This window comes from Allobosea lupini (assembly GCF_900109525.1).
Classification (GTDB): domain Bacteria; phylum Pseudomonadota; class Alphaproteobacteria; order Rhizobiales; family Beijerinckiaceae; genus Allobosea; species Allobosea lupini.
Genome location: NZ_FOAN01000003.1, coordinates 315,230 through 328,809, shown reverse-complemented (window position 1 = coordinate 328,809; position 13,580 = coordinate 315,230). Strand labels below are relative to the sequence as shown.

Annotated in this window: 15 protein-coding genes and 1 pseudogene; 5 read left to right on the top strand and 11 right to left on the bottom strand. The window is 66.0% G+C overall.

What is annotated here, in order from left to right; all coding sequences use genetic code 11:
- Positions 1 to 131: 131 nt before the first annotated feature.
- The gene (locus BMZ21_RS10905) at positions 132 to 545 is read left to right on the top strand and encodes a DUF2177 family protein (RefSeq protein WP_091833295.1); all 414 of its coding nucleotides are present in this window, start codon (positions 132 to 134) and stop codon (positions 543 to 545) included.
- 24 nt (positions 546 to 569) lie between these two features.
- On the opposite strand, the gene BMZ21_RS10900 is transcribed toward BMZ21_RS10905, so the two are convergent.
- From BMZ21_RS10900 to BMZ21_RS10875, 6 genes are all read right to left on the bottom strand, one after another.
- Positions 570 to 1,592, bottom strand: a complete 1,023-nt coding sequence (locus BMZ21_RS10900) for an SAM-dependent methyltransferase (protein ID WP_091833292.1) — start codon at positions 1,590 to 1,592, stop codon at positions 570 to 572.
- Positions 1,589 to 2,332, bottom strand: a complete 744-nt coding sequence (locus BMZ21_RS10895; RefSeq protein ID WP_244543801.1) for a DUF1295 domain-containing protein — start codon at positions 2,330 to 2,332, stop codon at positions 1,589 to 1,591. The genes BMZ21_RS10900 and BMZ21_RS10895 overlap by 4 nt, the downstream gene beginning before the upstream one ends.
- Positions 2,333 to 2,388: 56 nt before the next feature.
- Positions 2,389 to 3,015: a ChrR family anti-sigma-E factor gene (locus tag BMZ21_RS10890; protein ID WP_091833285.1), complete on the bottom strand. Its 627-nt coding sequence runs from the start codon at positions 3,013 to 3,015 to the stop codon at positions 2,389 to 2,391.
- Complete coding sequence (locus BMZ21_RS10885) at positions 3,012 to 3,554, bottom strand: sigma-70 family RNA polymerase sigma factor (protein ID WP_244543800.1); 543 nt, start codon at positions 3,552 to 3,554, stop codon at positions 3,012 to 3,014. The genes BMZ21_RS10890 and BMZ21_RS10885 overlap by 4 nt, the downstream gene beginning before the upstream one ends.
- A 130-nt stretch (positions 3,555 to 3,684) precedes the next feature.
- Entirely contained in the window at positions 3,685 to 4,053 is a 369-nt protein-coding gene (locus tag BMZ21_RS10880; RefSeq protein WP_091833279.1) for a DUF2147 domain-containing protein, read from the bottom strand.
- A gap of 30 nt (positions 4,054 to 4,083) precedes the next feature.
- The gene (locus tag BMZ21_RS10875) at positions 4,084 to 4,683 is read right to left on the bottom strand and encodes a hypothetical protein (RefSeq protein WP_091833275.1); all 600 of its coding nucleotides are present in this window, start codon (positions 4,681 to 4,683) and stop codon (positions 4,084 to 4,086) included.
- 141 nt (positions 4,684 to 4,824) lie between these two features.
- On the opposite strand from BMZ21_RS10875, the gene BMZ21_RS10870 reads away from it, so the two are divergent.
- Genes BMZ21_RS10870 through BMZ21_RS10860 form a run of 3 tightly spaced genes read left to right on the top strand, consistent with a single transcriptional unit; the run spans position 4,825 to position 8,200 of the window.
- Entirely contained in the window at positions 4,825 to 6,165 is a 1,341-nt protein-coding gene (locus tag BMZ21_RS10870) for an NAD(P)/FAD-dependent oxidoreductase (RefSeq protein ID WP_208862261.1), read from the top strand.
- Positions 6,162 to 6,965: a DUF1365 domain-containing protein gene (locus tag BMZ21_RS10865; protein ID WP_091833269.1), complete on the top strand. Its 804-nt coding sequence runs from the start codon at positions 6,162 to 6,164 to the stop codon at positions 6,963 to 6,965. The genes BMZ21_RS10870 and BMZ21_RS10865 overlap by 4 nt, the downstream gene beginning before the upstream one ends.
- Positions 6,962 to 8,200 (top strand): SAM-dependent methyltransferase, encoded by a 1,239-nt coding sequence (locus BMZ21_RS10860; RefSeq protein WP_244543799.1) that lies wholly within the window; start codon positions 6,962 to 6,964, stop codon positions 8,198 to 8,200. Before BMZ21_RS10865 ends, BMZ21_RS10860 begins: the two co-directional genes overlap by 4 nt.
- Before the next feature lie 8 nt (positions 8,201 to 8,208).
- On the opposite strand, the pseudogene BMZ21_RS10855 reads toward BMZ21_RS10860, so the two are convergent.
- Positions 8,209 to 8,352, bottom strand: a pseudogene (locus BMZ21_RS10855) (MFS transporter); the annotation flags it as partial.
- Between BMZ21_RS10855 and BMZ21_RS31120 the strand changes: the two are divergent.
- Positions 8,352 to 8,636, top strand: coding sequence for a winged helix-turn-helix transcriptional regulator (locus BMZ21_RS31120; RefSeq protein ID WP_091834316.1), 285 nt, complete (start codon positions 8,352 to 8,354; stop codon positions 8,634 to 8,636). The pseudogene BMZ21_RS10855 and the gene BMZ21_RS31120 overlap by 1 nt on opposite strands.
- Positions 8,637 to 8,716: 80 nt before the next feature.
- On the opposite strand, the gene BMZ21_RS10845 is transcribed toward BMZ21_RS31120, so the two are convergent.
- The 4 genes from BMZ21_RS10845 to BMZ21_RS10830 form a co-directional block, all read right to left on the bottom strand.
- A complete protein-coding gene (locus tag BMZ21_RS10845) occupies positions 8,717 to 9,694 on the bottom strand; it encodes a Csu type fimbrial protein (protein ID WP_091833266.1) in 978 nt (325 codons plus the stop codon).
- A complete protein-coding gene (locus tag BMZ21_RS10840; protein WP_167561601.1) occupies positions 9,685 to 12,027 on the bottom strand; it encodes a fimbria/pilus outer membrane usher protein in 2,343 nt (780 codons plus the stop codon). Before BMZ21_RS10840 ends, BMZ21_RS10845 begins: the two co-directional genes overlap by 10 nt.
- Before the next feature lie 82 nt (positions 12,028 to 12,109).
- Entirely contained in the window at positions 12,110 to 12,826 is a 717-nt protein-coding gene (locus tag BMZ21_RS10835; RefSeq protein WP_208862260.1) for a fimbrial biogenesis chaperone, read from the bottom strand.
- Between the two features lie 117 nt (positions 12,827 to 12,943).
- Positions 12,944 to 13,444: a Csu type fimbrial protein gene (locus BMZ21_RS10830; protein WP_425285429.1), complete on the bottom strand. Its 501-nt coding sequence runs from the start codon at positions 13,442 to 13,444 to the stop codon at positions 12,944 to 12,946.
- Between the last annotated feature and the right edge of the window lie 136 nt (positions 13,445 to 13,580).

Sequence of the window (13,580 nt, the reverse complement as noted above, 5' to 3'; positions counted from 1 at the left end):
TTGCATTGCCGAGCTCGGCGAATGTACGTCGGACAAGGCGTGCTGGATCGCTGGGCTGAGCAAGCCGCGCGGCAAGGTAATCCGAATGGGCGCGCGCTGCGTATCTGCAGGTACCAAACCTGGAGGTCGTCATGCGCTTCGTCGCCGGCTACGTCGCCTTTCTCGTCGCCTTCGGCATCTGCGATGCAATCTGGCTCGGCACCATGACCGCCAGGCTCTATCGTCCGGCGCTGGGCGACCTGATCGTCGAGCAGGTTCGCTATGTGCCGGCTGCTCTGTTCTATTTCGGCTTTCCGCTGGGCGTGTTGCATTTCGCGGTGATGCCGGCCTTGCGCGACGGCAACGCCGGCGCCGCTCTCGTCAACGGGGCCCTGATCGGACTGCTTGCCTATGCGACCTATGATCTGACCAATTACGCCACGCTGCGGCCGTGGACGCTGACGATCACGCTCGCCGACATCGTCTATGGCACCGTCGCCGTCGGCTTCTGCAGCTGGGTGGCGTACGAGGTCGTGCGGCGGGCGATCGGCTGGGGCTGGCTCTGATCGCCACCGGCACCGCGCACGGCGTCAGACGGGCCTCAGCCGGTAGTGGTTGACGCCCCAGGCTGCGCCGCCCGAGTGCCCGAACAGCCCGCTCGTCGCCAGGAAGAACAGGCGCCAGCGTCGGCGCCATAAAGGCGCGTCGTCGCCATAGGTCTGGCGCAGGATGGGTTCGATCGCCGGCAGGTTGCGGTCGAAATTCGCCAGCCAGTCCTCGGCCGTGCGCCGATAATGCTCGCCGCTCCAGCGCCATTCCTGCTCGACGGCGAAGAGGTCGGGAAACTGGTGCGCCAGCGCAGCGCTCGGCATAATCCCGCCGGTGAAGAAGTGCTGGGCGATCCAATCTGCACTCTCCCCGACATCGAAACGATAGCAGCCGTGCGCGTGGGCGAAGACGTGAATGAACAGACGCCCGTCCGGCTTCAGCCAGCCATGCACCCGCCCGAGCAGCGCACGCCAGTTCGCCATGTGCTCGAACATCTCGACCGAGACGACGCGGTCGAAGCGCTCCTCGATGGCGAAGTCGTTCATGTCCGCGGTGATGACGCGCAGATTGCCGAAGCCGCGTTCGCGCGCACGCTCTTCGATGAAAGCGCGTTGCGATGCCGAGTTCGAGACCGAGACGATCCGTGCCTGCGGGTAGGCTTGCGTCATCCACAGCGAGAGCGAGCCCCAGCCGCAGCCGAGCTCGAGGATCTCCTGTCCGTCCGCGAGGCCGGCATGGTCGGCGGTCAGCGCCAGAGCCGCCTCCTCGGCCGTTGCGAGACTGTCGGCAGGGCCAGCGTAAAAGCAGCACGAGTATTTCCGCCTCGGCCCCAGGACCTGGTCGAAAAACGCCGCCGGCACTTCGTAATGCTGGGCATTGGCGGCATCCGTATGCACCGCGATCGGGCGATCCATCATCTCCTGCGCGAAGCTGGCCGCGTTGCCTGGCTGGGTCGTGAGCGTGCGCTCCGTTCGCCCCACCAGCGAGGCGATGACCATCCGGCTGACCGCATCGGGCACGGGCAAGGCCTCGCCCCAGCTCGACAACCTCTGCATGATCGTCATGGCATGGCTCCTTTGGGCGGCAGCGGGATGAAGGCGCTGGTCCGGCTCTGATAGTCGCGATACGCCGCTCCGTGCTTGGCGAGCATATGCTCCTCCAGCGGCGGAATGCCGGAGACGCGGACGAGCAGCAGGGTGATCGAAGCGGGCGCGAGCCAGGCCAGCCAGCCGATCGGGTAGTCCATGGCGGAGGCTATCACCGCATAGGCACACCAGAGCACGGCTTCGAAAAAGTAGTTGGGATGGCGCGACAAGGCCCAGAGACCCGTGTCGCAGACCCCTCCTTGTCCCGAACGTGCGAAGGCACGAAGCTGCCGGTCGGCGATCGCGCCTCCGACGATGCCGACGAGGAAGATCGCGAGGCCCAGCGCATCCTGTGCCTGGCCAAGCGCGGCCGGGTTATGAGCCGCGAGGATGATGCCGATGGCGAGCGGGGTGCTTGCGAGCGCCTGGAATTGCAGCAGGCGAGCCATTCTGACGGGAGCCTCCGGCCCCCAGTCGCGCTTCATCCTGGCATAGCGCGGGTCATCGGAGATCCCCTTGGTGCGGCCGGCGATGTGCAAGCCGAGGCGCAGCGCCCATGCCGCCACAAGCACAGCGACGAAAAGGCGGCGGCCCAGCGGACCATCACCAAAAGGCAGGAGCGCGCCGATCACGCCGGTTGCGCCAAGACCGAACGTCCAGACGACGTCGATCCAGCCGGAATTACCGGTGCGGCGCTCGATCCGCGTCGCCAACTGCATGGTTGTCGACATCGCGACGGCGACGAAAAGCAAGGCCGCTAGAAAAGAGGCGAACGTCAAAACCGCACCAGTGGCTGCAACAACCGGCCAAGCCAGCCCTGCAGGAGCACCTTGCCAGTCATGGCGACAAGGCAGGTGCACCCTTCGACCGGATCGACGGCCGGCGTATGATCATGCTCGGTATCGGCTTCATCAAAGTCGCCGACGACATACCGGCCGTATTGGTGTTCGTAAGCGCCGGCAAGGATCGTCGTCCACTCGAAGCCAGTATGCTTGTGGGGTGGCAGCGCGATTCCAGGACCGGCTCTCAACATGAAAACCCGACTGTCCGCGCCCGGCACCTCGACCCTTCGCATTGCAATCCGAAGCCCGATCGGGCGCCACGGTCCAAGAGCATAGGGGCGCAGGACGGCCGGCACGTCTGCCGCGATGGCAGGAGATGCGGTCGGGGTAGCGATCGCCGAATGCGGCTCGAGCTCCTCCGCCGGATATCCCGCAGCCATGGGGATCGGCTCGATGCGATCGAGCAGTTCCCCCTGAATCGCCATGAACTCCCGCATGCGGCGCCGGCTTTCGCCGTCCAGCTCGAGATGGGCGGCGACCACCAAGGCAAGCCCCTCGTCGAGATGGCCGCCAGCGAAAGCGGCAAGGGTCTCGTCGGATGGGCGATGGGCCATGCTCATCGCAGATCCTCCAGCTTGCCCCGCAGATGCGACAGCGCGAGTCGCAGCCGCGACTTCACAGTACCGAGCGGGATCGCCAGACGCTGCGCCACGTCCTGGTGGCTGAACTCCTCCAGGAAGGCGAGCTCGACGACCCGGTACTGGTCGGCGGACAATCCGGTCATCGCTGCCCTGATCCGCGCGTCGCGCTCGGCTCCCGAGATGGTCTCGTCAGGCTGTTCGGGTCCGTCTTCATCCAGAATCTCATAAACTTGCGAAAGCCGCGAGCGAGTCTCCCGGCGGGCGATGTCGATGCGGCGGTTGCGCGCGATCGTTGCGATCCAGGTCGAGGCATTTGCCTTCGCCGGATCGAACAGCGCGGCTTTGCGCCAGACCGTGAGCAGCGTCTCCTGCGCGATCTCCTCCGCCAGCTCCGCAGAGGTCCCGCCGCGCATCAGCAATCCTTTCACGCGTGGCGCGAAATGGTCGAAGAGCTCGGCGAACGCGGCCCGGTCACCCGAGCGCGCAACCGCGGCAATCAAGGCATTGGCGTCGAACAAGGCGAAGAACCGACCTCCCGGCGCTGCGGCTGACGCCTCGCGCATGTCTTCGACAGTCAGGGCGAATGCGGCAACCATAGCGAAGATACGGTGGCGCCGCGGCGACGGATCACTGCGCTAACGGCACGCGCTAGTCGGCCGACTTCCAGCCGACGTCTCGGCAGACGAGGCGCCCGAGGATACATCCGCGCGTGGTGAGTTCGCCCGGAGCGGTCTTGATCGTCATCGAATAGGTCCAGTCCCGCTTGGCATCGTAGGCGGTGCCTGAAAAGGAGCCGTCCGCCTCTCGCGACAATGTCATCACGAGCTTGTCCCCAACGGCTTCACCTTTGCTGGTATCGCCGATCCAGAGGTTGGTGGCACAGACCTTGTCACCACAAGGAGCAAGACGGACCCGAGCGTTGCCGTCATCGCGCAGCCAGGTGCCATCGAGCGCGGTCGAAGCCGCGCTCGCGGCGGATGGAGAGGCGATGATCAGGGCGAGCAGAAGACGTCTCATGCGATGTCCTTTCCGCGAGATGTGTCCCTTCTACGCTCGGCGATCCGATCCGGTTTCACTGTTCGGCGAGACGCCGGCATGCCGCTGGGCGAAAAGCCACCCTATCAGCGCGGTCAGCGACGCGGCGCTCAGGAAGTTCAGGCGCTGCAAAGCGACGTATTCCTGCGGCTGGTAGAGATGCAGGGGTGCCGCGATGGCATCGACGGGGAGCAGATAGGCCCCGAAGCTCAATGCCAGAAAGCCGGCGGCATAGAGACGCTCGTCGCGGCGAAAAAGCAGAGCCGCGAGCATCAGGCACGGGAACAGGAAGACTTCGACGCCTGACGCGCTGCCGAAGGCAAAGCGGCAAAGCAGCGTATTGCCGATCCCGGCGCAAAGCAGGAGGCAGCGCCCAAGCCTCGCATTGCGGCGCATCACGCTCGGAACCAGCGCGAACAGCGGCGTCGACAGGAAGGTCAGGAAGGACGGGAAGAGCACGGGCGATACGGCCCAATAGAGATAGAGCGGGTAGAAGGGCTGGTTGGAGACGATCACCAGGGCGACCGTGTTGGCGATCGCCTCCTGTGGCCCTGGATGGGCGACATGGGCATTCAATGCCGCGAACAGACGCCTCAACCCCTTGGCGGGCATGGCCAGACCTCCGGTTGCCTCGGTCTGTTTACGTCCAGCAATAGCGATCGGCCCACATCCCGGCAGAGATTTCCGGGACCGGGCGACAAATCCAAAGCGCGGCCCCCCGCGTATAGCCTTTCCGAAGAGCAAGGAATGGCCATGCTACAGGTTCAGGGACGCCCGCAAAGGATCGCCGTCATCGGCGCCGGCATCTCCGGCCTGTCGGCGGCATGGCTGCTGGGACAGGCCCATGACGTCGTGCTGATCGAAGCCGCGCCGCGGCTTGGCGGTCATGCAAACACTGTCCTGGTGCCCGGGGACGACGGCAGCGAAACTCCCGTCGATACCGGCTTCATCGTCTACAATGAGAAAACCTATCCGAACTTCGTCGCGCTGCTCGATCACCTCGGCGTTGCGACGCAGCCGACCGAGATGTCGTTCGCCGTCTCGCTCGATGGCGGCCGCCTCGAATACAGCGGCGCCGGGCTGACCGGCCTTTTTGCGCAGCGGCGCAACCTCGCGAGCCCGCGCTTCTGGGCCATGCTCCAGGGCCTCGTCCGCTTTTATCGGGATGCCACACGCGACGCCCGGGCAGGAAGCGCCGGCGCGGCGACGCTCGGCGAGTATCTGGCTGCCGGCGGCTATGGCAGTGCCTTCCGGGATGACCACCTCCTGCCGATGGCAGCGGCGATCTGGTCGGCTCCGTGCTCGGAGATCCTGTCCTACCCAGTCCAGGCCTTCCTGAGCTTCCATCACAATCACGGGCTGTTGCAGCTGACCGACCGCCCGCTCTGGCGCACCGTCACCGGCGGCAGCGCCCGTTATGTCGCGCGGTTGCGCGAGCAATTCGGCGGCAGCGTGCGGCTGGGCGCGCCAGTACGCCAGGTCAGGCGCTCGCCGAACGAGGTCGTGGTTGCGGGCGACGGCTGGAGCGAGCGCTTCGACCAGGTCGTCTTCGCTGGTCATGCCGACCAGACGCTGGCCATGCTCGCCGATCCCGATCCGCTCGAAGCGAGCGCGCTCGGCGCCTTTCGCTACAGCCGGAACCGTGCCGTATTGCATGGCGACGAGGCGCTCATGCCTCGCCGTCGCCGCGCCTGGGCGAGCTGGAACCACATCGGCGAGCGCGCCCGGCCGGATGCCGCCTGCGCGGTCACCTACTGGATGAACCTCCTGCAGAACCTGCCTGGGCGGCGCCCCTTCTTCGTCACGCTGAATCCGCCGGATACGCTGCGGGCCGAGACGATCCTGCGCGAGGAGTTCTACGAGCATCCGCTCTTCGACCAGACCGCGCTCGCGGCTCAGCAGCATCTCTGGGCGCTGCAGGGGGCAAGGCGGAGCTGGTTCTGCGGCGCCTATTTCGGCTCGGGGTTCCATGAGGACGGGTTGCAATCGGGGCTCGCCGTCGCCGAGGCGCTCGGCAATGTGCGGCGCCCGTGGACCGTCGCCGACGAATCCGGCCGCATCCCGCTCCCGGTCCGACGCGAGCAAGCGGCATGAACCGGCATTCGGCCCTCTATGTCGGACGCGTTCGCCACAGCCGTTTCCGGCCGAGGCCGCATGCACTGGCCTATCGCGTGTTCTGGATGCTGCTCGATCTCGACGAGATCGACGCCCTGGCAAAGCAGTCGCACCTGTTCTCCCGCAACCGCTTCAATCTCTACGCCTTCCGGGATGCCGACTATGGCGACCGCAGCGGCAGGCCGTTGAAGGAGCAGGTCGCGGAAGCGCTGGCGACCGCCGGTATCGACTGGGACGAGGGCGCGGTGAGGCTGCTGACCATGCCGCGCATCCTCGGCTACGCCTTCAATCCGATCAGCACCTATTTCTGCTACGGCCGCGACGGCGCACTGCGAGCGACCGTCTACGAAGTCCACAACACCTTTGGCGAGATCCATAGCTACGTAGCGCCCGTCGGTGCGCAGGCGCGTCCCGTGCGGCAGGAGGCGGAAAAGCGCTTCCATGTCTCGCCCTTCATGAGCCTTGCGATGCGCTACGCCTTTCGGGTCGAGCCGCCGGGCGAGCGCGTCTCGATCGTGATCGACGGGCATGATGCCGAGGGTAGGCTGATCGCCGCCTCCCTCAGCGGCGAACGCCGCACGCTCGACGACGGCGCCCTTCTGCGCCTGCTGGCGAGCCACCCTTTGCTTACCTTGAAGGTCACCGCCGCCATCCATTGGCACGCGCTGCGTCTCCTGGCGAAGCGCGTGCGCTGGTGGACGCATCCTGCGCCGCCCGAGCATCGGTTCAGCACCGGCCGGGCGGCGACTCCTCATCCGAAGGGATCGACCCAGCCATGAGGCTTCCCGACACCGAACGCCAGGCAGAGATGCCCGAATCGTCGCTCTCGCTGCCGGGCGGCATCGGCCTTTACCGCTGGTTCCTGCGCCGGCTTCTCTCGCAGATCGTCATCGGCCGGCTGAGCATCGTCACGCCTGAAGGCGAACAGCTTTGGAGTGGGTCCGCCGGTCCCGGCCCGCAGGCGGCGATCGTCCTGAAGAGCTGGCGCGCAATGCGTCGCCTGATGCTCGACGGCGATATCGGTCTGGCGGAGGCGTATCGCGACGGCGATTTCACAACACCCGACCTGACGGCACTGATCGAACTCGGAGCGCGCAACGACGCGACGCTGCGCCACCTTGTCTCCGGTACCTGGCCGGCGCGCCTGCTCAACCGCCTCCGCCACTGGCGCAACGCCAACAGCCGGACCGGTAGCAGCCGCAACATCACCGCGCACTACGACCTCGGCAACGACTTCTACCGTCATTGGCTGGATGAGAGCATGACCTACTCGTCCGCGCTCTACGAGGCGCCGACGGACACGCTGGAGGCTGCGCAACAGCGTAAGCTCGACAGGATCGTCGAGATGCTCGCGCTCTCGGGTGGCGAGCGGGTCCTGGAGATCGGCTGCGGCTGGGGCGCTCTGGCCGAGCGACTGGCCCGCGAGGGCTGCCATGTCACCGCCATCACGCTGTCCCCGGCGCAGCTCGCCTACGCGCAAAGGCGGATCGCCGAAGCCGGGCTGGCGGACAAGGTCGACCTGCGCTTGCAGGACTATCGCGACATTGTCGGCCAGTTCGATCGCATCGTCTCGATCGAGATGATCGAGGCCGTGGGGCGCGACTATTGGCCGACCTATTTTGCCGCCTTGAGTCGCTCGCTGACGGCCGATGGTCATGCGGTGCTGCAGTCGATCACCATCGACGAGGCGCTGTTCGAGCCGTATCAGCAAGGCACGGACTTCATCCAGCGCTTCATCTTCCCCGGCGGGTCTCTGCCGTCGGTTCCCGCGCTGGTCGGCGCAGCGAAGGCTGCGGGGCTCGCCGAGATCGAGCGCCTCGCATTCGGGGAAAGCTACGCATTGACCCTGAAGGAATGGCGGCAGCGCTTCCTTGACCATTGGCCGCAGATCGCTCCGCAAGGCTTCGACGAGCCATTCCGTAGGCTTTGGGAGTTCTATCTCTGTTACTGCGAGGCCGGTTTCCGAGCCGGCACGATCGACGTCAGCCTGGTCGCCTTGGGCCAGCGCCGGTGAGCTGCGCTATCGGCGTCGGCCTGCGAGACGCGCTTGTGCTGGCGCAGATGCTCGGCCCAGGATTCGACCATGAACCATTCGACGATGCGCTCTGGATCGGCAACGTCCTCGCTGACACCCCACGCGAAGGCGCCGTCGCGCCGTCGCGCCAATGCGAGCTTGGCGATGGCGGCAAGGAGCGCGGTGCGGGATCTCCGCCCGCCTCTTGTCCGCAAGATTGAAGGCGCTCGAGGCCGCCGGTTATGTCGAGCGTCGCGATTTGAACGAGCGCGTGCGCCATGTCGAATACGTCCTGACAGCACGCGGCACGAGGTCGACGCAACGCTCGCGCGCAGCGAAGCTTGGCCTCCGCCAGGTGGACGCAATGCATCTTGGCCTGACCGCTGAGCTGGGCGAATGTCCCCTCCCCCGGCGCCCATTCGATGTCTGCTCGTGACAGGCGCATTCAGACCCATGACGGTTACTCGGCGGGCTAATGAGCGTCCGAGACGGGTCAGCGCAAAGCCGCCGCAAGTTTCAGTACGTGACCGTCGCCTGAATCGTGTCGGCGTATGGTCCCGGCGACGGCGTAGCCTGAGCCGGGACCCGTCCGTAGACATGGCTCGTCTGCGCCAGACCTGAGCCAATGCCCGTCAAGGTATCGAGGCCGAGCGTGCTGCCGAAGGGCTGGCTCCGCGCGACATCCCGATAGAGCCCGTAGGTGATCGTCTCCGCTCCCTTCGTCATGCGCCTCGCGGTCGGATTCGTCGCCCCCGACAAGCCGCCGTCCAGGCCGATCTGATAGGCGGTGCCATTCGTGCAGGTCGGCGCCAGGGTCGTGAACGCATCCTGCGGCGCAGCCAGCACGCCGACCGAGCCGAAATTGAGATCGCTTGTCGTCACCCGGCAGGTCGCCGGCACGTTCGCGCTGACCGTAAAGCTCGTCGACTGGATCACGGTGAGGAGGTCGCAGCCGAGCAGGAAGGACAGGAGCCCGTAGCGGATCCGGGCGTCGGCGCCGGCGAAGCTGCTGGTGTACGTGACGGGTGCCGCGGTCGCCTGGCCGCTGTAGACACGGCCATAGATGGTGACGCTCCGGCTGCCGGTGCCGGACACGGACAAGGTCAGGTTGAAGCCGACTGCCGAAGCCCCGCCTGCAGGCCAGGCTCCCGATCCCCAGGGGACGCTGGCTGCCGCATCGGAGAACAGGCCGTAGTGCAACTGGTTGGCGCCGTTCGTCAGGGTCCGGTTCGCTGCGCTGGTACCACCGCCGCTCCCGGGCCCGAGCTCGATGCAGATTCCGACGGGCAGGAGCGCCGACCCCGTGCACGAGACCGTCGCAGTGGCCGTTCCATTCACCTGGGCATTGGCGGTGACATCGACATCACCGAAAACCAGGGGCGTGATGCTCAGCGAGCAGGATTGCGCGGCGGCCGGCGGGCTCGCCAGCAGGCTGCCAGCCGCGATCAGCACGCCCCACAGGCAGAGCGCCAGAATGCGGGAGCCTATAGGCATTGCACCGGTCCGATCGAGACTTGCGTATCGGCACGCGGGACAAAGGAGAAGCGGGCCTTGCAGCTCCCCGTCTCCAGCTTGACGAGGACCTCGTTGTCGGCCGCGAGATTCTCGATGAACGCACGGCCGTCATAGCCGACGACGAATTCCGGGCCTGCCGCGCTGGTGCCCTTGAGCCCCGGCTGAAGGGCACCGGTCGCCCCGACCCGGATTGGCCGGCCAGCCGCATCCTGAAGGATGACGATGGCCGAGTTGCCGGTCGACCTGACACCGAAGTCGACGACCACAGCGGCACGATCGGAGGGCGCCCGCACCTCGACCGTGGTTTCCGAGAGGGCGTCGATCGGGAGGCCGCGCGGATCGATCGAGATCGTGTTCGGCTGGTAGGATCGCAAGCCGGGAACGAGCGCGTTACCGGATGCGTTGGTGCGCGCGACCACCCTGTTCTCGAAGAGCACATCCACATCGGGCGCGCCGACCTTTGCCACGGCGAAGGCGTCTTCGATCCGGTTGGCGGCGAAGATGCTACCTCCGGCCATCGCGATCGCGCCGTCCAGTTGCACCGTGCCCGAGAGCCCCGACGCGCCTTGTGCGACGCCAGCCTCGAGCAGCCCGGCGCTTCCGCGATAGGCGATCGAAGCCGAGCGGCGCTTCTGTCCGTCCTGCCCCTCGACGTTGCGTATGCGCCAGCCCACGCTGCCGATCTCCTGATCGACGGGCTTGTAGGCGTCGGCTGCCAGGGACCAGCCCGATCCGACGCGATTGGCGCCGGCGGAGGAGGTGATGTTGGTGCCGAACGGAAATGACAGCCCGGCAAACACGCCTGCGGAGCCGCGATCCGCCAAATCCGTATAGGCGGTCGCGTAGAAGGATCCTCCGGCACAAAGCGGGCGCGTATAGCTCACGTTGACGATCCGGTTGGCACGGCCGAGCGCCGGCTTCACATGGGCAACGCCGAGGCTGATGGCCCCTCCCAGTGCCGGTATCGGCAGGCTGACCGACGCCCTGTCGAGGGCGCGCGGTGGCAGGAGCCGCCGCTCCCAGTTCGTCGCGGTCTCTGCCGTCGAGGCTGCCGAGGTGACGTCGTTGCCATAGCCGTTGGCGAACTGAGCCCCGCTGACGGAGGCGAGGTCCCTGTAGGCTCCGAAGGTTCTTTGGGATGCGGCCATCAGGGAGACACCCCAGAGCTGGGTCTCGAAAGAGACATAGGATTGGCCGCCGAGTTGCCCGTCCCGCCAGCTGCCCGCGCCGGCCGCTGTCAGCACGCCATATCGACCGAGCCCAAAGACCCCACCGAGGCTCCCCATGCCAAGGCCGCGTGCCCCTTCGGCATGAGCCACGACCGTCATCGTGTCGGTGATGCCGTAGCGCCCGCTCGCCGAGCCCGCGATGCCCTCGTCGTAGATGCTGGAGCGCAGCCCGTATTGCAGGCGCGGCAGGCCGATTTCCGCAGAGAAGTCGAAGAGGCCGGGCCGCAGCAGATTGCTGGACACCACGAAGGGCAGGCTCGACTCGCTCTGGCGGCCCGAGGCGTCCCGAACCACGACGCTGGCATTGCCGTTGCCCGTGAGAATCGGAATGTTGGTGAGGCGGAACGGCCCGCTGCCAACGTCCTGCGAGATCGTCTTCGTTCCGTTCACGAAGATGTCGACCGTCGAGGGAACCGCCGCCGAGCCGGTGACGCCGGGAAGCGGAAGCGTGATCAGATCCGGACGCAGCCCGAAATTGCGTTGCACCTGCAAGCCGCCGAGGCGAACCGGCCGGGTCCAGGCGAGACCGCTCGAGATCAGATCGCCAGCGCGGTAGCTCACCAGGTTGTCGGGGTCCGAATACGTCCAGCTTGTCTCGAGGCGAAGCGCTTCCGTCCCGCCGCCGGCCAGCGACTGGTCGCTGAGAATGCCGGTCTGCGAGAAGACCCCGACAGGGCTGAAGAGCCGGGCATCGAGCGTCGCCGACAGCGTGGGATAGCGCCAGAAGCTGCGGAATTGCTTGTCCTCCGACGTTCCGAACAGGGTGTAATTGAGCACTGCGCCGATGCTGCTGCGTTCCGGTGCCGGTCCGGGTATGGTGCGGGGCTGCATGTCGTAGGTCTTGGGCAGGCGGCCATCGGGCGGCAGCTTGATGTCGATGCGTTGCGCGGGTTCGTCGTAATTGAAGCTCACGCCCGGGATCGCGCCGAGCGCAACCTCGTCCTCGACCTTGAAGCTCGCCGGAACCCTGATCCCGAGCTCCTCGAGCTCCTTGCGGGCCGCCAGGATCTCGCCGTGCTGGTTCTGCCGGAATGCGCCGATCAGCCCGATCGACTGACCGTTGAGAAGAACGTCCAGGTGCAAGCTGCGGCCCCGAGCGTCTTCTCCACGGACCGGCACAGCCGTCCACCACGCTGATCCAAGCGCCAGCGCCAGCACCATGACCTTACCGGCCCGCTGACATCGGCAGCGTTGCATTGAATGAACCTGCCTCCGTCAGCCCGGAGATCGTCAAGTGAGCGCCTGGTTTGGATCCCGGTTGGGAGGGGAGAACCCACTGCATCGCGGAGTGGCCGAGGGAATAGCCGAGCAGCCCCTTGTTGGCCGCGACCACTTTCCCGGCGCCGTCGCGAACCGTCACGGCGGCAAGCCTGACCCGACGCCCCCCGCTGTTCGCCGCGCCGATCGCCAGGCTTTTTCCGTGTTGGCTCGCCGACCACGTCACCGATGCCGGCGATGCGGAGCGGTCCGTGAAGAAGACGGGGATGACATGGCGCAGGACCAGCGCAACGGTTCCTGGCGTTCGGTTCGGTTTGGGCAACTCGTCCACGACCAGCCGAAAGGCCGCCTCGCCACCGACCGGGCCGCCGGTCACCCGGACGACACGCACCATGTAGTCCTGGCGGGCGCGCAATTGCACGACGGGCGGACTGGCGACGACCTCGTCCGTCGGCTCGAGCCGTTCTGCTCCGCCTCGCTGGGTCCAGCGAAAAACCCGGATCTGCGCCGTGATCGGTTCGGCATCGGTATTGCGCAAGGTGATCGTTGCTACGTTCGCCGGGATCGCAAGGTCCAGCAGCACGGGGGTCACCTGCAGCGACGCCGCATCTGCCATTCCGGCGACCAGGGCCGCGAGGGCCGTGCCGATTGCCGTGCTTCTCATCCCGCCCTCCTTCCGGTCCTGGCAAAGCGGAGGCGATCGGCGCCGCGCAAGCAGCGTCGTCAAACCTCTCGGTTGCCTCATGAAGCGATCGTCAGCAGGCCAGCGCTCTGGCCATCGTCAGTAGGTAACAGTCACCGTGATGGTGTCGGTGTAGAGTGCGGGCGCGGGCGTGGTCTGTGCAGGCACTCGGCCGTAGACCGTGTAATTCTGGACCGCCCCGTTGCCGACGCCCGCAATGGTGTCGCTGCCCGCCGTCGAGCCCCAGTTCTGGGTACGGCCGGCGTCGCGGAAAAGCGAGTAGTTGATCAGCCCGCCTGCCCCCGCCATCTGCCGGGTCGTGACCGAGCCTCCGTTGACACCCTGGTTGAAGCCGATCGTGTAGGGAGTCGACGTGGTGCATTGCACGCTGACCGTGCTTGTCGAATCAATATTCGCGGACAAGATGCCGACATTGCCGAAATTCAGATCCGAAGCGCTGGCAACAATGCAATTCGCTTGGATATTGATCTGAACTTGGAAATTCCCGGTAGCAGTCGCCGCCTTGGCTCCGACAGAGGCGAATGTACATATCAAAAGCACAGACAAGAGGCTTATTCTTGCCATGGCCCAATTCCTCATACAGGATTGGCGAATTAATGCTTCGTGATGGAAAGATTACGCCCCTACGGTTAACGAGATGTTAATCACCTAAAACCATGGCATGCTTCGATGCAAAAGCTTTCGTCGCTCGCCTCAAAACTCGCCCGAGCGAAAG